The sequence below is a fragment of the Burkholderia sp. Bmkn7 genome (assembly GCF_041103175.1).
Taxonomy (GTDB): Bacteria; Pseudomonadota; Gammaproteobacteria; order Burkholderiales; family Burkholderiaceae; genus Burkholderia; species Burkholderia cepacia.
In genome coordinates this window covers 689,214-707,161 of sequence record NZ_JBGCUH010000002.1, presented here as the reverse complement: position 1 = coordinate 707,161, position 17,948 = coordinate 689,214, and the positions used below count along the sequence as shown (strand labels likewise).

Below are 17,948 nucleotides of genomic sequence, written 5' to 3'. Positions count from 1 at the left end.
TTCACATTCACCGCGTGGAAGATCAATTCCACTAACGATATTCTCAAGAAATCGCGATCGACGATAAATAGGACAATCTTTATAAGTCGACCGCAAAATCTAGTACGAGTACGAATTTCAGTTTTCGGCAAGCTCAAGCCGTTGATTGTCAATTCGATATCACAATTCCCTCGACGCCCCGATCGCACCTGGTGATGAGCCCCCTTCACGCGCGTCACGCAAGCTCGGGTTGCGGGAATCGCGATCACTTCACTGTCAATGGCAGCGGTTGTCGGTAGACGACGGAAGGAGCAAAACGGCAAGGCGCGCGGCTAGTCCCGTTCGGAAAAACGCCGAAAACGGGTATCCGCGCACGCGTCGGTATCTAACGCATCGCGTGGATGCGCACAGTCATGCGTTCACGCGTGTCGAGTTCAAAGAGGGAGATGGGGCGCAATCACTCGACGGGGATCGAGCGATGCCGGAATGCATGGCGGTCGACGTTCCAAGAGTTCCGAACAGTCGTGGGAAGGTGATGCTGACATGCGCGGCTGCGAAAGAAACGGGCACGCATTCAAACGGCTCGACCAAATAGTCACATCACGGCTCTCCGGCACTGCGCCATGTCATTTTTCGAGCAATGCGCCGCGCCATGGGCCCGCGAATCGACAATCGTGGCGCGCCCACATCGCGCCACACTCGGTCGCAAATCAGACCGGCTCTGGCGAGCCGCACGACCCGCTCCCGGACAGCCGTTCCAGCGCGCGTTCGATCCGCGCCTCGAACGCCGGCCATTCCGCCCTTATCGCTTCGATGCCGTCTTCGGGCGCGGTTCGTTCGGCACGCGCGCACGCGTCACTTGCCTCGGTATCGCCTGCCAGCGCAAAGCCGCCGCGCATCGAGTGCAATTCGATCTTTATCAGATCGATCTCGCCAGCTGCCAGCGCGCCTCTGATCACCGCCAGCGAACGCAGCGTCGCCTCGCGTAACGTCTGCCGCATCTCATCGGTCACAACTGACGGCCTGTCACGCACCGGTGCATGTGCCTCACCGCTCGCCACCACCCGCCGCCCGCCATGCCGGCGCAACACCGCTTCGAGCGTTCCGATCGACAACGGCTTCAGCACGACCTCCACCGTACCTGCCCGTTCGCAGCGCTGGCGGTCCTCATCGGTCGCGTGCGCGGTCATCGCGATCACCGGCACTGTCGCGCCCTGCTCCCGCAGAAAATTCGCCAGCGCGAACCCGTCGAGTTCCGGCATGCCGAGATCCGTCAGCACGACGTCGAACGGATGCTCGAAAAACGCGCGCATTGCCTCTACGCCGTTGGATACGATCGTCGCGTCGTAATGCAGCGCGTCGAGCTGGTCGCGCAGCAATGCGCGACTCGCGGGATGATCCTCGGCGACTAGCACACGCAGCGGCTCCTCGTCGTCCTCCCGGCCCGGCGGGCCCGCGTCGGCCGCCGCCGTCGCTCGGGACTCGTCATCCGCTTCCGATGCCGATCCATAACCGCGCACCGCATCCGCGAACGCCGGCAGTTCCGGCACGTCGATACGCCACCCGGGTGCGGCTTCGGACAGCGGCAACGCGGCCACGAAGGTCGTGCCTTCGCCAAGACGACTGTCGACGCTCAGCTCACCGCCCATCAGCGTGACGATGCGCTTGCACAGCGGCAACCCGAGCCCCGTGCCGCCGAAGCGGCGATACACCGATGCGTCGGTCTGGATATAGACGTCGAACAGCGTCGACACGCCGTCTTCGGGAATGCCGATGCCCGTATCCCGGACGATGATCTCGACTCGTCTTCCCGCGGCACCGGCCGGCGCGGGCCGCGCCTCGACCGTCACGTCGCCGCGCTTCGTGAACTTGATCGCATTGCTGACGAGGTTCGACACCAGTTGACGCAGCCGCGTCGGATCGCCGACGTAGCCGTCGGCCACTTCCGGCGCTACGCGACAAGCAAGCCCGAGGTTTTTCGCTTCCGCGAGCGGACGGAACATCGCGGTCACGTCGTCCAGCAGGCGACGCAGATCGAACGGGATGCTTTCCAGCACCATCTGGTTCGACTCCGCCTTCGAAAGATCGAGCACGTCGTTGATCACGCGCAGCAACGTGTCCGACGACGAAGCGACCGTATTCAACCGCCGCCGCTCCGCCGACGGTAGCGCCCCGCGCGCCATCAACTCGAGATTACCGATGATCGCATTGAGCGGCGTGCGGATCTCGTGGCTCATCGTCGCGAGGAACGTGGATTTGGCCTTGTTCGCATCCTCGGCGGCCACACGCGCCGCACGGAGCGTCTCCTCCACTTCCTTGCGCGCGGTGATGTCGATCAGTGTGCACAGCAGCACGTCGATGCCGCGGTACTTGGCGCGCACCATGTGCGCATCGAGATACGCGGTGCCGTGTTCCGCGTGCTCGATCGCGAATTCATGCGTGACGAGCCCGTGCGCGCCATCGTCGACGCGCACCTCATCGCGATAAACCTGCCACAGTCTTTTGCCGAGCGGCGACCCCGAAACGGCCTTGTCGTAGGCAGCCATCGCATCGTTGCGCACGATCACGTCACCGTCGGCGAGCGACAGCAGCGCGAGGCCGGCCGGCGCCGTGCGAATCAGCGTGCGATTCAGCGCCTCGCTTTCGATCAGGCGTATCGCGCGCCGATTCGCAGGACGCAGCGCGCGCCGGTCGAACAGGACGATCGCGGTCCACAACACCGCGATGCCGAACAGCGCCAGGGCGCACGTGATGCCGATACGCGTGGCATTGGCCATCGCCACGCTTTGCCACGAAACGCTCTTGATCAGCACGAGGTCGGCCCCTGGCAGGCGATCCCCAAGCACGAAGCGGCCGCCGATGCGATGCGGAACGGCTGGCGCACGATCCCGATTCAGCACGCGATCGAGCATTCGCGCGACGACTCCGCTGTCATGCGTCCGCCCCATCACGATATGCCCGCTCGTGTCGACGAGCACTTTCTCTTCGTCCGGCGCCTGCGGCGCCATGATCCGGTCGAGTTCGGGACGCCCGTTGAAAACAAGCCATGCGAACGGCTCGCCGTTCTCGTTGCGCAGCCGTTGCGCAATCCGGGTCACGGGCCTGCCAAGCAACGGATCGTCGCGCGTCTCGATGACGACGCGGTCATCGACGCCCGCCGGTTCGAGGCGTCGCGCCAGCGCCCGCAGATCGGACGGGGCCAGCCGCGCGGGGGCCCGTGCAGCCAGTTCAGCGCCGAACAACACCAGATAGTCGTCGTTCACGCCGATCAGGTAAGCCGAGAAACTCAGCGCAATCGAAACCGGCGACGGTGTGGCCACGGCGTGGCCCATCCGGTAGAGCGCGCCGATATAGCGCAGATACGCAGCAGGCGAATGCCCCGGCGCCATATCGGCGAACCCGACGACCCTCGACTTCCCGTACGGGTTCGGCCAATCGAGCCGGCCGCCATTGTCGATCAACGTCTGCAGATCGGACGGCGGCACGACTTCGGGGTTGCTGTTGGCCGCGGTCATGTTGTCGGCGAATCGTCCAAGCAACACCTTCGTCACCTGCAACTCGCCGTGCAGTTGCGCCGCTTCCCGCAGGAACGACGAGCGCATCTGGGCAACGTAGTCGTCGACGGCAAGCCGGACGACCAGGAACGCACACAGCACGATGAACACGGTGATCGCCACGCCGCCGCCGTACAGCAGCGCGTACTGCTGGCGCCGGACCCGGACCGGGTCGAACGGTTTGCCGCCAACGGCGGCAGCCTGCGCGGCCAGCCTTTTCAGTTTGTCGGGCATACGCTTCGATGTGGTTTCACTGTCGTCGAACGTGAGCCGGTATTCGCCCTTGCTGGCAACAGCTTGCCGCGGGTGCAACCGTCACGCATCGGACATGCGCGCAGGAACGGTGCGTCACCGTGCCGCCCGCGCTGCGCGCCTGCCTGTGGCCGGTGCCGAGCCGTGTGCCCAGGTCAGTCACGTGCGGTGGGTGCGCCCGGAGCGGACGGATCCTGCACGTCGCCTTCGTCCGCATACCGGATCAGGTCCGCGTCGCGAACGATCCCCAGCTTCTTCATCGCGCTCGACTTCTGGGAACTGATGGTCTGCTTGCTGCGGTGCAGCTGCGTGGCGATCTCGCCCACCGTGTAGCCGGCGCCGAAAAGCCGGACCACCTCGATCTCGCGCGTCGTCAGCGCGCGCGCGACGGGCATCGCATCGCCATCCTGAAGCAGTTGCTTCACGAACGGCGACATGTAGTTCGCGCCGACATAGGCCGCGTGCACGGCGCCGATCAGGTGCGACAGCGCATCCGACTTGCTGAGGATGCAGTGCACGCCCTGCTTCTGGATCGCGCGCAGCACGCTCGGGTTGTCGATCATCGTGATCGTCACGATACGCAGCGCGGGGTAACGACGCTGCAGGAACGACAGCAGCACGAGGCCATCGCCGTACTTGCCGCCTGGCATCACGTAGTCGAGCACGAGCACGTCGCTCGGCTGCGCATCGAGCGCCGTGACCAGATCCGTCGAGTTCGAAACGGCGCCCACCAGCTTGATCGTGCTGTTGCCTTGCATCGCCTGCGACATCCCGAGCGCCGACGCCGGATGATCATCCGCCACCATCACGCGCACTGAAAATTCGTCCATGCTCCTGTTTCTCCCCGAGGCTTCCCGTCACGCATCCGGCGCACGACGCAACGCTCGCATCCTCGCGCCGTCGGCCGATCGTCAGCTACATACGGCCGCCGGACAATAGTGACCTAATTTTAAGATAAATCCGGCCGCGTTTGCCGGTCGGGCGGTCGATGCATCGCGCATCCTGCGCGCCAACTGGCGAACGGGCTGCGATGGCCACGTCGCGCAGTTTGAGGGATCGAACACGCGTCACCGGGGAAATCGGCTATGCGGCGCGCCCGTACGTGCCAGAGGCGGCACTTGCAAGCGGCTGGCCCGTGCGGGTCCTCCACCGCCTGCCGCCATCATACGGAGGGCGTCTCGGCGGACGGGCGCGGGGAGATCCCGCTACGTACCGCCCCGCCACCACGCACTATCGGTGCACCGACTCGCCGGGTTCGTCATGCCGCGCACCTTCCTGGCGCATTTTCCAATCGTTGATCGCGCGCCGTCTCTGAGTCGGCGACATCAGCAGATACTCGTTCATTATCGTCAGAAATTCCTTGCGCGACCGCTCGGACAGCGCCGCGAATTCGATCAGCAATGCGAATATCTTCCCCAGGTGACGCATGGTCTTCCCCTCCAGTGTGATTTGAAATGTGCATTGCGACCGGCGCAGGCACTCTGCCCCTGTCATGTCGGACATGCGTTGCCGGGTTCCGTGTTGCCGGTTACTTGTCATGCAGTGCCGCCTCGCGATCGCCCGGCGCGCTCGCCGCGCTTTCCGGCGCAGCACCGCACCGCTGCCACACAGAGGCAAGCGCGGTGCGCAGGTGGACGAGCGTCACGGGTTTCGTCAGGACGCGCCGCACGCCTGCCGACAGGTAGCGGCGCATGCCATCGGGCGACACGTGCGACGTGATGACCAGTACGTCGCACGCGGCACCTTGGTCGCGCGCGGCTTCCGCCAGCTCGTGCGCGCGCAGATCGGGAAGATCGGCGCCGATCAGCAGCACGTCCCAGTCGCCGCCGGCCAGCGATTCGAGCACCGCGCGCCCGGACCCGGCCTCGGCCACCGTGCAGCCGAGTGCATGCAGCTGCTCGCGGAAAATCGACCCGTCGACGGCTTCGTCGCGAGCGACCAGCACGCGCGGCGCACGAGCGATGGACGGCTGTGACTGTGCCACCCCGGCGCGCCGCCGGCCGGGCATGGCGACAAGCGCAAGTTCGCCACCGGATGAAGCGGCAATCGCGCTTTCACCGCGACACGACGCGCAACACGACAGCGCGGCGCGCAGCCCGCCGAGCGAATAACTCGATACGCGCACCGTGCCGCTTGCGCGGTGCGGTTCGAGCGGGCCATCGCGCGTGGCGAGGATCAGGGGCGCACAGCCGCGCAGGTTGCCCAGTTCGGCGTGCGACCAGGTGTCGGGATCGCCGATCAGCACGACCGGGCCCGCCAGATCGCCCGGCAGGCTCGACAGGGTGTCGTACACGTCGACGTCGAATCCCCAAGCATGCAGGTGCGGCAACGCGAATTCGCGCCATTCGCGATGCGCGGCAACGAGCGTCAGCGCACATGCATGCGCGCGCACGCCGTGCGGCCGGCCGAGCATCGCGACTTTCGTGCCGAGCGGCAGACGGATCGTGAAGCGACTGCCGACACCCGGCTCGCTCTCCACGCCGATGCTGCCGCCCATCGCCGCGACGAGGCGGTCGCACAGCGCGAGCCCGAGCCCCGTGCCGCCATAGCGCCGCGTGATCGACGTATCGACCTGCGTGAACGCCTTGAACAGCTTGCGCCGATGCTCGTCGGCAATGCCGATGCCGGTATCCTCGACCGCGACCGACAGCACCGGCGCGCCGTGGCCGTCCGCAACGACGGCCACGCGCACCGTCACGCGGCCCGTGCTCGTAAACTTGATCGCATTGTTCAGCAGGTTGCCGAGCACCTGCGCGAATCGCGTCGGATCACCGCGCACCCGCTGCGTATAGGCCGCGTCGATTTCGCAGAACAGCTGCAGGCCCTTCGCCTTCGCGATCGGCGCGAACCCGCTCAGCTCGCGTGCGACCGTCGCGATCACGTCGAACTCGATCGACTCGACCTGCATCGCGCCGGCCTCGATCTTCGAGAAATCGAGAATGTCGTTGACGAGCGCGAGCAGGCTCGTCGCCGACGTGCGCAACGTGCCGATGCGGCCGTGCTGGACCGCATCGAGCGCCGAGCGTTCGAGCAGTTCGAGGTTGCCGAGGATCACGTTCAGCGGCGTGCGGATCTCGTGGCTCGTCGCCGCGAGGAACGACGATTTCGCGGCATTGGCCGAATCGGCCGCGCGCACGGCCTCTTCGAGCTTCTGCATCAGCTGGTGCTTCGCGGTGGTATCGGTGACCGCGGCGATCAGCACGTCCGCGCCCTGATAGCGTGCGCCGCATGCGATGAATTCGAGATGCAGGTGCGCGGCTTCGCCGCTGCCGATCACGAGATCGTCGTGCAGCACGCGGCCCGCGCCACCGCTCGCGACGTGCGCCTGCCACGCGGTGGCGATCTGGTTCGACAGCTCGCGATGATCGCCGCCGTTGCGGGCGACCATCTCCCTGAGCGCGGGACTCGCCAGCATGCAGCGCCCGTCGTCGCGCGCGATCAGCCCAAGGCCGATCGGCGCCATCTCGATCACGCTGCGGCACAGCGCCTCGCTGTCGAACACGCGCTGCGAGCGCGCATAGAGCGGCGCGAATTCGCGCCGGTGAAAGCGCAGCAGCAACACCCACATGACGGTGAGCGTCAGCAGCGTCGCCGCCGCCAGCGTGCCCGCCGAATGCGCGACGCCGGCCGCAACGTCGGCCCACGACAGCGCATACGTAAACGTCCAGCCCGTCGATTCGAGCTTGCCGTGAAACATCAGGAAGCCGTCGCGGAACACCGGCGAACCCGACGGGCCGCCGCCACGCCACCGGGCCAGTTCCAGCAGGCGCGCCGCGCGGCCGGCGTCGCCCACGGCGGGATCCATCGCGACGAGCCGGCCGTCGGCCGTCGCGATGGTGAACACGCCGTCGGGCCGATAGTCGGCCAGCCATGACAGCAGGTACTCGGGCGGATATTCGGTGACGAGCACGGCAAACGTTTTACCGTTGTCGTGCGCTTCGGCCGCGATCCGGATGCGCGGCTGCCCCGACACGGGATCGATGAACGGCGCGAGCCAGCGCACGTGCGGACGGCTATCGACGACACCCGGATACGCGCGCTCGAAATCGATGCGCAGCGCGTCCAGCACGCGTGCGCGATCGTCGGGCGACACCAGCGCGGGGTCGTCGCGGTTCCGGTTCGGCACCAGCCCGAACATGCCCGTGCGCGTGCTGTAGTGGTAGCCCTCCAGCGTGCGCCCGCGATTGATCGAGCTCGCCGCGCAGATGCGCGCCAGCAGCACCGACAGCGACAGGTAGCGCGCCACCTCGATGCGATCGCCGGTCTGCCCCGGCACGCCGAGCACGAGCGACGGATGCGGCCGGATCGCGACACGCTGGTCGTCGCCGAAGAAGGCATCGACGACCGATTCCGGCGCGCTATCGGCCTCGCGCCAGATCAGCTGCGCATTCGCGACGCCGTTGCGGAACGAGGTCTCGCTCACCTGGATCTCGTTGAGCGTCTGCTCCAGCCCGTTCAGGTAATTGCGCCGCTCGCCCTCGACATGCCCCGAGACGATCGCCGTCATCCCGAGACCGCATGCGATCAGGACCAGGATGGTAACGACGATGCCGCCACCGAACACCGAGATGCTCAGATAGCGGCGGAGGGATTGAAGCGGACTCTGCGGCATGACGCGCGACGAGGGTCGCGCCCTCGAACGATGCCGATTCGAAGTGCGACGCCTGGCCGGAATTCACCATGGAAAAGATGGAATGAATTCCGACGATGCCAAACGGGTATGGGAGCGTCCACCCCAAATGAACCGTTTCGTACACGTCAAATCCTATTGAGCAGATATTTAGAACTTGACCGAAATTCGGTGCGGGAAAATGTGGCGTTCGGACACATCCCGGCTGCACGTCGGACCCTGCGACGCGCAACCGGGAGGAAGAGGAGGCGAGGAAAAAGGCGGGGGCGGGCCATCAAGCGGCATACCCCCACGGAAGCGCCGCTCAGGCGGCGAGGCACTTCGGCGGCCGTCGAACGACGGCAGGTCAGTTCTGCGTGAGCGGGTTGAGCGTCGTGCACAGGAACCCCGTGCAGTTCGCCGGCTTGAAATAGAACGACGCCATCACCGGCGTGGGGGCGCCGAGCGCGAGATCGCTCAGATACGCGGTACCCTGCGCGCCGAACGTGTTCGACTGCTGGACGAAGCTGGCGCCGCTCGACTGGATCGCGGCCGACTGGTACGTGAAGGTCGGCGACTGCGTCTGGTCCTTCACGTAGACCCACGAGATCGTGCTGCCGAACACCATCGCGCCCTTCGCGCGATAACCCTTCGCACCTTCGCTGTTGGCCTGCGCGATGAAGTCGCTGACGCTCGTCGTCGGCGTGAGCGCATCGTACGTGTAGGTTGCGCTCGACGCGTTGTTCTTCATGTACACGTTCGACTGCACCGAGCCGATCACCATCGGGCCCAGGAACCAGTAACCCGACTGGCCCTGGCCGTTCGCCTGCGTGAGGAACGCGTTCGGGTCGGCCGGCAGGCCGGTCGTCGTATACGTGTAGGTGGCCGACGAACCGCCATCCTTGCGATACAGGTAGCCGTACGTGAGCGGCCCTTCGTAGCGATAGCCGTTCGTGCCCTGCGTGTTGGCCTGGTTGAGGAAGGTCGTCCAGTCGCCCGGCGCGGATTGCAACTGGTACGTGTAGGTCTGCACGGTGCCGTCGTTCACGAAGATCGAGCGCGAGCCGCCGTCGGACGGGGCGTAGTAGTAGTCGCCCAGGTAGCGGTAGCCCTTCGCGCCTTCGCTGTTGAGCAGCGTCAGGAAGCTCGCCTGGTCCGCCGCGGTCGGCTGCGCGTCGTAGCGCAGCGTCAGCGTGCCGCTGCCTGAGCCGCCCGACCCACCCGAGCCGCCGCTACCGCCGCTTCCCGTCCCGCCGGTGCCGCCGTTGTTGCTCGTGCCCGATCCGCCGCCGGACGACGCAGGTGATGAATTGTCGTCGCCGCCGCAGGCGGTCAGCGCGAGACAGGTCAATGCGATCAATGCAACGGCTTTCATCGGAATCACCTCGAAACGAACAGGACAAACAGGACGAACGAAGCCGGCGCGCGCGGCTCACGCCGCACGCACGGACGATTGCGAAGCGGAAACCGGCCGGCGGCGCACCGCCGGCCCTGGACGTCAGTTGACCTGGAGCTGGCCACCGCGGCCGAGGCCGCCCTTGACGTCCTGCGCCTTGTAGCTGCGCAGTGCGACGACCATCTTGTTGTACGCGTCGATGAACGCGACGACGGTCGCCTTGCCTTCCGGCGTCGACGAGAAGCCCGCGAGCGCACCGCCCACGCCGCCGCCGAAGCCGCCCAGCGCGGCACCGTAGTTGGTCGCCGTCGAGCTGCCTTCCGATGCCGCGATCTGCACGGCCGAGCGCACGTCGAACAGCGTCAGCGTGACGACCGATGCCTTCGTCTGCAGGTGGCCGGCCACCGCCGCCACCGCGCTGTTGCCGATCAGCCCGCCGATCATGCTGCCGATGCCGCCGATCGGCGAATCGTTGATGACGATCTGCGGTTCCATGTAGTAGTCGGCCGCGACACGCTGGCCCTTCTGCTGCTTCGAGCCCGCGCGGTATTCGCCCGAGTTGCGCTGCAGCTGCGTGATGCGCGACAGGCGCGCGTCGCTCTTCTGGTTGCCGATCGACGTGATCACGAAGCAGTTCGACTGCTGGACGGCCAGGCGCAGCAGCGGGTCGATCGTCGTCATCTTGGTCGCGCTGCCGAACGGGCCCCACCAGTCGGCATTGCGGCCGTCGTCGACGGCGATCGTGCCGAGCGGCGACGCGCAGCGCTGCAGCCCCGTGTCGGCGCCGGCGCTCGTGCCGCCCGCGGCGGCACCGGTCACGCCCGCGTTCTGACCGCCGGGCGTCACGACGCCGCCGCAGCCCGCCACGGACGCGCAAAGCGCTGCAACCAGCGCACCTTGAGTGAGACGTTGGGAAAGGTTGGTCTTCATGTCGTTGTCGATCGATTAGAGTCGTTGTTCGGCTTATGTGTTCGTGCGAACTTCGATAAGCCCCCCGGCTGGCGCGCGATGGTGGTCTCCCCGCTGCTGCCCCCGTTGCTTCAGGCCCGGTCAGTAGTACCAGTACGTCTGCTGCCAGACGCCGTAGTACGGATAGCCCGAGTACCAGTAGCCGTAATAGACGTCACGCCATTGCGTGCGCCATTTCCAGTCTTCTTCGTCTTCCTTCTTGGCCTTGCGTGCAAGGTCGAGCAGCTTCTTCGACTCCTTGTCGCCGCGGGCGGCTGCGATCGACAGCCACTTCTCCGCTTCGCGCGCATCGGAGCCCATTTCCTCGAGGCCGAACAGGTAGAAACTGCCGAGCGCCTTCTGCGCCTGCAGGTCGCCACGCTCCGCGGCCTCGCGCATCCACTTGAGGGCCTGGTAGCTGTCCTGGCGCACGCCGTCGCCGCGGAAATAGCGCAGGCCGAGGTCGTAGGCGGCCTTCGGCTGGGTCTTCGCGGTCTGCTTCAGCGCGGCGATGCGCGGATCTTCCCGGTCTTCCGAATCGTCCTTTTTCTGATAGGACACCTGATCTTTAGGACGGTCAGAACAGCCTGTGTCGTCGCAGATCCGCACCGTGTTGCCAGTGACGGACGGATCCTGCGCGCACGCGGCCAATAGCAACAGCAGCCCCGGTGCGAGTAGACGGCGGAACATTGGTACTTTCCTCAAGTTTTATTGGCGCCGCAATTCTTCGAGCTTTTCACCCCCGTGAGCTCGCACCCGGCGGCGCGCGGCGCAACGGATACAATCCGTCGACGCCGACACGCACTCCAAGGCTCTCTCAGGTTCTCTCTTCGAATCGTTCAGTCACCGCTTCATTGTTGTCGCTTTTCGTTGTACCGGCTGTTGCCGGCTGCGATCTCCAAACATGACGCGACAAACAAAGGTGACGTGGTGAGCAATAATAATGGAGAAAAACAGCATGTCAAGGTGATTCGCTTTTTCAAAGTTTGCGTGTCACGTCAGTTTTGATATGCTCTCCCTCGCCAAAAACCCCTGGAGACCCCATCGAGATGTCCAACAGCGAGCAGGCCAACGTCGATCTGATCACCGCCAACAAGGTGCGCGACCTACTGAACCGGAACGGCATTCCGCCGCGAAGTCACAACACGACGATCGCGAACGTGCTCGGCCTCAGCTTCTCTGTCGTCACCCGCAAGATGAAGGGCATGATCCCGTGGAACCTGTCGCAATTGCAGGACATCGCGACGCATTTCGGCGTGCCGCCCGCGATTCTGCTCGACGACAAGGGCACGCAGCCGGCCGCCGCCGAGATGATCGACGCGACGCTCGTGATCGAGTCGCGGCGCTTTCGCTGCCGCGCCGCGATCTCGACCAAGGCCAGCAGCCAGATCGAGACGGACTTCGTCGCGCTGCAGTGGCAGGGCGAGTGGCTCATCACCGAGCGTCAGCACGCGCGCGAGGGCCGCACGTATCCGGTCGACGTGATCGAGCTGCGCTCGACCCAGCCGAACGTGTATGCGGCGCGGATCGCCGTGGTCGACGATTCGCAGGACGTCGCCGAAACCATCTGTGAATATTTCATCGAAAAAGGCGTGAACGCGATCCCGTACTTCGACGGCGCATCGTTCCGCAAGGCACTCGAAGTGGAGGATTTCGACGGCTACATCCTCGACTGGATGCTCGGCGACCAGACCGCCGCCGAACTCGTGCGCGGCATCCGCTCGAGCGAGAACAGCGGCGCGCCGATCTTCCTGCTGACCGGCAAGATCTCGACCGGTGAAGCGAGCGAAGACGAAATCGCGCACATCGTGTCGCACTACAACGCACGCTGCGAGGAAAAGCCGGTGCGCCTGCCGATCCTGTTCGCCGAAGTGGCGCGCGAACTGAAAATCACGCTGCCGGCCGCGGCCGCCGCGAACTGAGACCAGAAACACAAGCCACCACACAACACGACAAAACCGAGGGAATGACATGCGAATTCCGACCATCTGGACCAAGGGCCTGCTGACGGCCTGCCTGCTCGGCATGGCCGCCGCGGCGTGGGCTGCCTCGTCGTTCACGTTCACCGTCGACGGCAGGATCGACAGGCACAACCAGCCGGGCAAGACGGCCTACGTCTTCTCCGAACAGGCGCTGATGGCGCTGCCCCAGCACACGATCGTCACGTCGACGAGCTGGACACCGAAGGCGACCTTCACCGGCCCGCGCCTGTCCGACATCCTGAAGACCGTCGGCGCGCACGGCACGCAGATCGAGTTCCGCTGCATCGACGAGTACACGTTCACGATTCCCGTGTCCGACGCCGATCGCTACGGCGTGATCCTCGCGCGGACGATGAACGGCAAGGTGCTCGACAACGACAACTACGGCCCGCTGTGGATCATGTACCCGCGCGACCAGTATCCCGACGAACTGAAGACGCCGCTCGGCGAAGCCAAGTTCGCATGGCAGATCATCGGCCTGACGGTGAAATGAAACGCGGGCGATGGAAAAATAGAAAAATCATCCTGGTCCTCGGCTCGCTGTGGATCATGGGGTTCGCCGCGTGGGCGTTCCTGCTGTGGGACCTCCTCGCCACCTCGGTCAACGAAGGCGTACTCGAGGGGCCGCGCGAAGGCGTGTTCTGGACCGCTGCGCAATACCGGAACGTCTATACGCGGTTCGACCGGCAACTGATCCTCTACGCGACGCACGAGGACGACGACTTCAATCACGTCCAGATGCAGCTCGACAGCCTGTCGGTGTCGTTCGGCTTTCTGCAGCGGCCGTCGGAAGTGTCCCAGTACTGGCTGCGCATCCCGCGCGCGCGCAACGAGATCGACGCGCTCGGCGAATTCATGACGCGCCTGAAGCGCGACGTGCCGCCGTTGCGCGATTCGCCGCAGCGCGCACGGCAGGTGATCGACGACGTGAATGCGTACTGGCCGAAGGTCAACGGCCTCGCGAACTATTTCCGCGCGATCGAGATGGCGCAGCGCGACTTCACGTTCCATCAGCTGAGGGACAAGCAGCGCGCGATCCTGATCCTCGGCATCGTGCTCGGCGTCATCCTGTGCGCGTTGTTCCTGCTGCTGTTCTATACGATGCGCACGCGCGACGACCTGCTCGAACGGCAGGACGCGGCGCTCGACGCGGAACGCAAGGCGTCCGATCGTGCATTCGAGATGATCGAGGCGAAGAACGCGTTCCTCGGGATGGTCAGCCATGAGTTGCGCACGCCGCTGCAGGCGATCTGCGGATCGGTCGAGATCCTGCTCGCGCGCCCGCAGTCGGACGCGAACCTGAAGACGATCCGGCGGCTGCAGAATTCCGCGCTGTCCCTCGAGGCGCTCGTCAAGGACCTGACCGACTACATCAAGCTGCGCTCGACGAAACGTCTCGCCGAGCTGGATACCGTCGCCATCGCGCCGCTGCTGGCCGAAGTGCTCGACCCGCTGCGCGAGAAGATCGCGGCCAGGCGGATCGTGGTCACGCAGCAAGTCGAGCCGCACGACCTCGCGATCCGCTCCGATCGCAAGCTGCTGCGCCAGGTGCTGTCGAACCTGATCGAGAACTCGGTCAAGTACACGCTCGGCGGATCGATCAAGGTGTCGATCACGCTCGCCGACGCGCCGGCCGGCCAGCAATTGAAGATCGCCGTGCGCGACACGGGCGCCGGCATCGCGAAACAGCACCTGTCGAAGATCTTCGAGCCGTTCTATCGCGCGAACGACGCGGTCGGGCTGCATGTGGACGGAATCGGCATGGGGCTCGCCGTCGTGCGCGAAATCGTGACGACGCTGCGCGGGCATGTGGACGTGCGCAGCACGGTGGGCGAAGGCAGCGAGTTCGTCGTGACGCTGCCGGCCGAAGTGCCCGGCATCGACACCGCCGGCAACGCGGCCGGCGACGCGCCCGCGCTGCCGCACGCGGCCGCATACCGCGGCCGGCGCGCGCTGGTGGTCGACGACGACGACAACGCACGCGAAACGCTCGGCGCGATGCTGTCGGCGCTCGGCATCGACGTCGATCTGTGCAGCACCGGGCAGGAAGGCGTCGCGCGCTTCGGTGCGAGCCGCTACGACATCGTCGTGCTCGATCTCGAGCTGCCGGACCTGAGCGGTTTCGACGTCGCACGGCGCATTCGCGCGGTGGCGCAACCCGACGACGACGGCCGGCATCCGGCGATCCTCGGCGTCAGCGCGTATGAATCGGCTGCGCTGCGCGAGAACAAGCGGGTATTCGACGCATTCCTGCCGAAGCCCGTCCACCTGCGCGAACTCGGCGCGCTCGTCGAGAAACTGCTCGCGTAAGCCCGCGATGCCGTGTGCGCACAGGCACCGCATTGCGAGCCGCGCGCGGCGTCACCCGTCGAGGCTCATTCGCCGATCAGGTGCAGCACGATGTCGCGCCGGTGCGCGGCGCGGCGATGCTCGAACAGGTAGATGCCCTCCCACGTGCCGAGCACCATGCGTCCGTGCTCGACCGGGATCGACAGCTGTACCTGCGTGAGCGCCGTGCGCAGATGCGCGGGCATGTCGTCTGCGCCTTCGGTGTCGTGCTCGTAGCGCGTGGCGTCCTCCGGTGCGAGCGTCGCGAAGTAGCGTTCGAGATCGCGCTGCACCGACGGATCCGCATTCTCCTGGATCAGCAGCGACGCCGACGTATGGCGGCAGAACACGGTGAGCAGGCCGGTGCGGATCGCCTGCTGGTCGACGAACGCACGCACCTGCGGCGTGAATTCGACGAGGCCGCTGCCGCGCGTGTCGACGCCGATGTGCGTGAGGGCCTGTTGCATCTCGGCGACCTCAGGCCAGCGCGGCGAAGCCGTCGGCTTCGATCTGCTTCGCGTCGGCCGGGCGCACGACGCGCGCGACCTCGACACCGTCGCGCAGGAACACCAGCGTCGGCCACAGCTTCACGCCGAACGAACGGCCGAGCGGGCGGCCCGGGCCATCCTCGATCTTCAGGTGCCGCACCGCGGGATGCGCGGAGAACGACGCGACGATCGCGGGCTGCGCGCCCGCGCAGATCCCGCACCAGTTCGCGCCGAATTCGATGACGGTTGCGCCGCCCAGTGCGTCGACTTCCGCGCGCGTCGGTGCATTGGCGGTATAGCGTTGCTCGGTATCCATCGGGCCCTCGTGTGCGTTGGCGGAACGTGGCCGCGCGGTCGCGGCCTGCGATTTCCTACTCTAGCGGAAAAGCGCGCGCGATGCCGGCCGGCCCGTTGCGGCGCCCATGCCGCCTGTGCCCTTCCGGAATGACACGACAAGATTCGGAGCGCCGCGCCGCCGCGACAGGATCAGCATGCGGACTGATCCGTCACCGAGGGCACCCGCCATGAATGCGCCGCATTGCGTCACCGAACCGAACATCCTCTATTTCGGCACGCCCGTCGTGCTGGTCAGCACGCTGAACGAAAACGGCACGCCCAATCTCGCGCCGATCTCGTCCGCGTTCTGGCTCGGCTGGCGCGGCGTGATCGGCATCGCCGCCAGCTCGCAGACCACCCGCAACCTGATGCGCACCGGCGAATGCGTGCTGAACCTGCCGTCGTCGGCGCAGGCGGACGCGGTCGACCGGATCGCACGCACGACGGGCACGCATCCGGTGCCCGACGGCAAGCGCGCGAAAGGCTACGTCTTCGAACCCGACAAGTTCGGCTCGGCCGGGCTCACCGCAACCGCGTCGCAAACCGTCGCGCCGCCGCGTGCGCTCGAATGCCCGGTGCACATGGAAGCGGTCGTCGCGGCCACGCACGGGATCGGCGACGAGGCGCCGGACCTGCGCGGCCATATCCGCGTGTTCGAGTTGCGCATCCAGCGCGTGCACGTGCATCCCGACCTGCTGATGGACGGCTACGCGGACCGCATCGATCCGGACAAGTGGTCGCCGCTGATCATGAGCTTCCAGAAGTTCTACGGGCTGGAGCCGCGGCAGGTGCATGCGTCGCGGCTCGCGGAGATTCCGGAGCGCGCGTATCGCAGCCCCGACATCGAACGTTCGCGTGAAGCGGGCATGTTGACCGGCGCCGGACGGTAACGAAGCGCCCGGCGCAATCGCAGTGAACCGGGCGCTTCGTCATGCCTCCACCGGCGGTAGCGAGGCGGCTGCGCCGACCCCGCACCGCCTCGTTCCGCCTCGCACTGCCGGCCCAGTGCATCGCGGTGCCGATCGCGCGGATCGACACCGCGAGCCTATTCCGCCTCGCGGCCCGCCATGCGTTCCATCCACTGCTCGAACGCGGACACCGCGGCATCGTCGGCACGATCGGCGTTCGTCACCAGCATGTAGTCGTCGGCACGCCATACAGGCGACGCGATCGGACACACGAGGCGCCCCTCGGCGAGATCGCGCCCGATCAGCGGCAGCGATGCCAGGGCCACGCCGAGCCCCTCGATGGCCGCGCCGAGCTGAAGATTCACATGATCGAATTCGACATGACGCGCGGCGCGCAGATCGGAAGCCCCCGCTTCCTGCAACCAGTGCGACCAGGCGGAGCGCGTCGTGGCCGAATGCAGCAGGGTGTGATGGCGCAGGTCGGCCACGCCCTGTATCGGATGCCGGCGCAGCAATGCGGGATTGCAGGCCGGCACGCGCAGGTCGGGCATCAACGGGCGCGATACGACGCCCGCGCCCTGCTCGGGACCGGAACGCACACCGATATCGAAAGCGTCGGCGACATAGCGCAACTTGCGCGATGTCGTCGACACCCTCACGTCGATGTCGGGGTATCGCGAATGGAAATCGGCGAGCCGCGGCAGCAGCCAGCACAGCGCAAAGCTCATCGGCACATTCACCCGCACGACGCCCGATATCCGGTGCTTGAACGTGTCGTGACGCAGCCGCCCCACCGCGGTACCGAGGCGCTCGAACACGTGGCTGACGTCGTTCAGCAACGCGGCCCCTTCGTCGGTCAGCACGACACCGCGCGGACGACGGTCGAACAACGGCAGCCCGAACCAGTCCTCCAGCAGCCGGATCTGCTTGCCTACGGCCCAGTGGGTGACATGCAGTTCCACCGCCGCCCCCGCGAAGCTGCCGTGCCGCGCGACCGCATCGAAAGCGCGCAGCGCATTGAGCGGGGGCAACTCGCCCCGATGCTTCGCCGTGTCCTGGTTGTCGTTCATGACGTGACTTTTTCTCTCCGTTGACGCGATTTTAGTTCAATTGAAATGGCCGCTGCCTCCCCCATAAAATTGACGCATCGAGCGTGAAAACGATGCCA

At 66.0% G+C, this 17,948-nt stretch carries 14 protein-coding genes; 4 read left to right on the top strand and 10 right to left on the bottom strand.

Translation table 11 applies throughout. The annotated features are described in order from the left end of the window. Positions 1-689: 689 nt before the first annotated feature. The 7 genes from AB3K92_RS09075 to AB3K92_RS09045 form a co-directional block, all read right to left on the bottom strand. Complete coding sequence (locus tag AB3K92_RS09075; RefSeq protein ID WP_369464863.1) at positions 690-3,767, bottom strand: ATP-binding protein; 3,078 nt, start codon at positions 3,765-3,767, stop codon at positions 690-692. 173 nt (positions 3,768-3,940) lie between these two features. Next, a complete protein-coding gene (locus tag AB3K92_RS09070; RefSeq protein WP_059498274.1) occupies positions 3,941-4,615 on the bottom strand; it encodes a response regulator in 675 nt (224 codons plus the stop codon). Positions 4,616-5,015: 400 nt separating this feature from the next. After that, complete coding sequence (locus tag AB3K92_RS09065; protein WP_308043792.1) at positions 5,016-5,288, bottom strand: hypothetical protein; 273 nt, start codon at positions 5,286-5,288, stop codon at positions 5,016-5,018. 25 nt (positions 5,289-5,313) lie between these two features. Further along, a complete protein-coding gene (locus tag AB3K92_RS09060; RefSeq protein WP_369464862.1) occupies positions 5,314-8,397 on the bottom strand; it encodes an ATP-binding protein in 3,084 nt (1,027 codons plus the stop codon). Positions 8,398-8,761: 364 nt separating this feature from the next. Continuing rightward, complete coding sequence (locus tag AB3K92_RS09055; RefSeq protein ID WP_369464861.1) at positions 8,762-9,769, bottom strand: hypothetical protein; 1,008 nt, start codon at positions 9,767-9,769, stop codon at positions 8,762-8,764. Between the two features lie 123 nt (positions 9,770-9,892). Further along, positions 9,893-10,720, bottom strand: coding sequence for a hypothetical protein (locus tag AB3K92_RS09050; RefSeq protein ID WP_021160568.1), 828 nt, complete (start codon positions 10,718-10,720; stop codon positions 9,893-9,895). Positions 10,721-10,840: 120 nt separating this feature from the next. Further along, positions 10,841-11,428, bottom strand: coding sequence for a tetratricopeptide repeat protein (locus tag AB3K92_RS09045; protein WP_021160569.1), 588 nt, complete (start codon positions 11,426-11,428; stop codon positions 10,841-10,843). Between the two features lie 359 nt (positions 11,429-11,787). Here AB3K92_RS09045 and AB3K92_RS09040 point away from each other — a divergent pair, with 359 nt between their 5' ends. From AB3K92_RS09040 to atsR, 3 genes are read left to right on the top strand one after another with little or no spacing between them, the layout of a single operon-like run. Further along, positions 11,788-12,660 (top strand): helix-turn-helix domain-containing protein, encoded by an 873-nt coding sequence (locus AB3K92_RS09040; protein WP_021160570.1) that lies wholly within the window; start codon positions 11,788-11,790, stop codon positions 12,658-12,660. Positions 12,661-12,709: 49 nt separating this feature from the next. Next, on the top strand, positions 12,710-13,213 hold the full coding sequence (locus AB3K92_RS09035) for a molybdopterin-dependent oxidoreductase (protein ID WP_048021454.1): 504 nt from the start codon (positions 12,710-12,712) through the stop codon (positions 13,211-13,213). After that, entirely contained in the window at positions 13,210-15,030 is a 1,821-nt protein-coding gene (atsR, locus tag AB3K92_RS09030; RefSeq protein WP_059652564.1) for a hybrid sensor histidine kinase/response regulator AtsR, read from the top strand. Before AB3K92_RS09035 ends, atsR begins: the two co-directional genes overlap by 4 nt. Positions 15,031-15,095: 65 nt before the next feature. On the opposite strand, the gene AB3K92_RS09025 is transcribed toward atsR, so the two are convergent. Together AB3K92_RS09025 and AB3K92_RS09020 are read right to left on the bottom strand one after the other, a co-directional pair. Further along, positions 15,096-15,515: a secondary thiamine-phosphate synthase enzyme YjbQ gene (locus tag AB3K92_RS09025; protein WP_369464860.1), complete on the bottom strand. Its 420-nt coding sequence runs from the start codon at positions 15,513-15,515 to the stop codon at positions 15,096-15,098. 10 nt (positions 15,516-15,525) lie between these two features. Then, positions 15,526-15,852: a thioredoxin family protein gene (locus tag AB3K92_RS09020; RefSeq protein WP_021160574.1), complete on the bottom strand. Its 327-nt coding sequence runs from the start codon at positions 15,850-15,852 to the stop codon at positions 15,526-15,528. Between the two features lie 208 nt (positions 15,853-16,060). Between AB3K92_RS09020 and AB3K92_RS09015 the strand changes: the two genes are divergently transcribed. Then, positions 16,061-16,762 (top strand): flavin reductase family protein, encoded by a 702-nt coding sequence (locus AB3K92_RS09015; protein ID WP_059621188.1) that lies wholly within the window; start codon positions 16,061-16,063, stop codon positions 16,760-16,762. 155 nt (positions 16,763-16,917) lie between these two features. Here the strand turns inward: AB3K92_RS09015 and gcvA are convergent, their stop codons facing one another. After that, positions 16,918-17,850, bottom strand: a complete 933-nt coding sequence (gene gcvA, locus AB3K92_RS09010) for a transcriptional regulator GcvA (RefSeq protein ID WP_021160576.1) — start codon at positions 17,848-17,850, stop codon at positions 16,918-16,920. Between the last annotated feature and the right edge of the window lie 98 nt (positions 17,851-17,948).

What these genes read in the sequence shown, in the direction of transcription:
- AB3K92_RS09020 (WP_021160574.1), bottom strand. Translation starts at nt 15,852, where the DNA reads ATGGATACCGAGCAACGCTATACCGCCAATGCACCGACGCGCGCGGAA.
- AB3K92_RS09075 (WP_369464863.1), bottom strand. Translation starts at nt 3,767, where the DNA reads ATGCCCGACAAACTGAAAAGGCTGGCCGCGCAGGCTGCCGCCGTTGGC.
- AB3K92_RS09070 (WP_059498274.1), bottom strand. Translation starts at nt 4,615, where the DNA reads ATGGACGAATTTTCAGTGCGCGTGATGGTGGCGGATGATCATCCGGCG.
- atsR (WP_059652564.1), top strand. Translation starts at nt 13,210, where the DNA reads ATGAAACGCGGGCGATGGAAAAATAGAAAAATCATCCTGGTCCTCGGC.
- AB3K92_RS09035 (WP_048021454.1), top strand. Translation starts at nt 12,710, where the DNA reads ATGCGAATTCCGACCATCTGGACCAAGGGCCTGCTGACGGCCTGCCTG.
- AB3K92_RS09050 (WP_021160568.1), bottom strand. Translation starts at nt 10,720, where the DNA reads ATGAAGACCAACCTTTCCCAACGTCTCACTCAAGGTGCGCTGGTTGCA.
- AB3K92_RS09040 (WP_021160570.1), top strand. Translation starts at nt 11,788, where the DNA reads ATGTCCAACAGCGAGCAGGCCAACGTCGATCTGATCACCGCCAACAAG.
- AB3K92_RS09025 (WP_369464860.1), bottom strand. Translation starts at nt 15,515, where the DNA reads ATGCAACAGGCCCTCACGCACATCGGCGTCGACACGCGCGGCAGCGGC.
- AB3K92_RS09065 (WP_308043792.1), bottom strand. Translation starts at nt 5,288, where the DNA reads ATGTCCGACATGACAGGGGCAGAGTGCCTGCGCCGGTCGCAATGCACA.
- AB3K92_RS09060 (WP_369464862.1), bottom strand. Translation starts at nt 8,397, where the DNA reads ATGCCGCAGAGTCCGCTTCAATCCCTCCGCCGCTATCTGAGCATCTCG.
- gcvA (WP_021160576.1), bottom strand. Translation starts at nt 17,850, where the DNA reads ATGAACGACAACCAGGACACGGCGAAGCATCGGGGCGAGTTGCCCCCG.
- AB3K92_RS09015 (WP_059621188.1), top strand. Translation starts at nt 16,061, where the DNA reads ATGAATGCGCCGCATTGCGTCACCGAACCGAACATCCTCTATTTCGGC.
- AB3K92_RS09045 (WP_021160569.1), bottom strand. Translation starts at nt 11,428, where the DNA reads ATGTTCCGCCGTCTACTCGCACCGGGGCTGCTGTTGCTATTGGCCGCG.
- AB3K92_RS09055 (WP_369464861.1), bottom strand. Translation starts at nt 9,769, where the DNA reads ATGAAAGCCGTTGCATTGATCGCATTGACCTGTCTCGCGCTGACCGCC.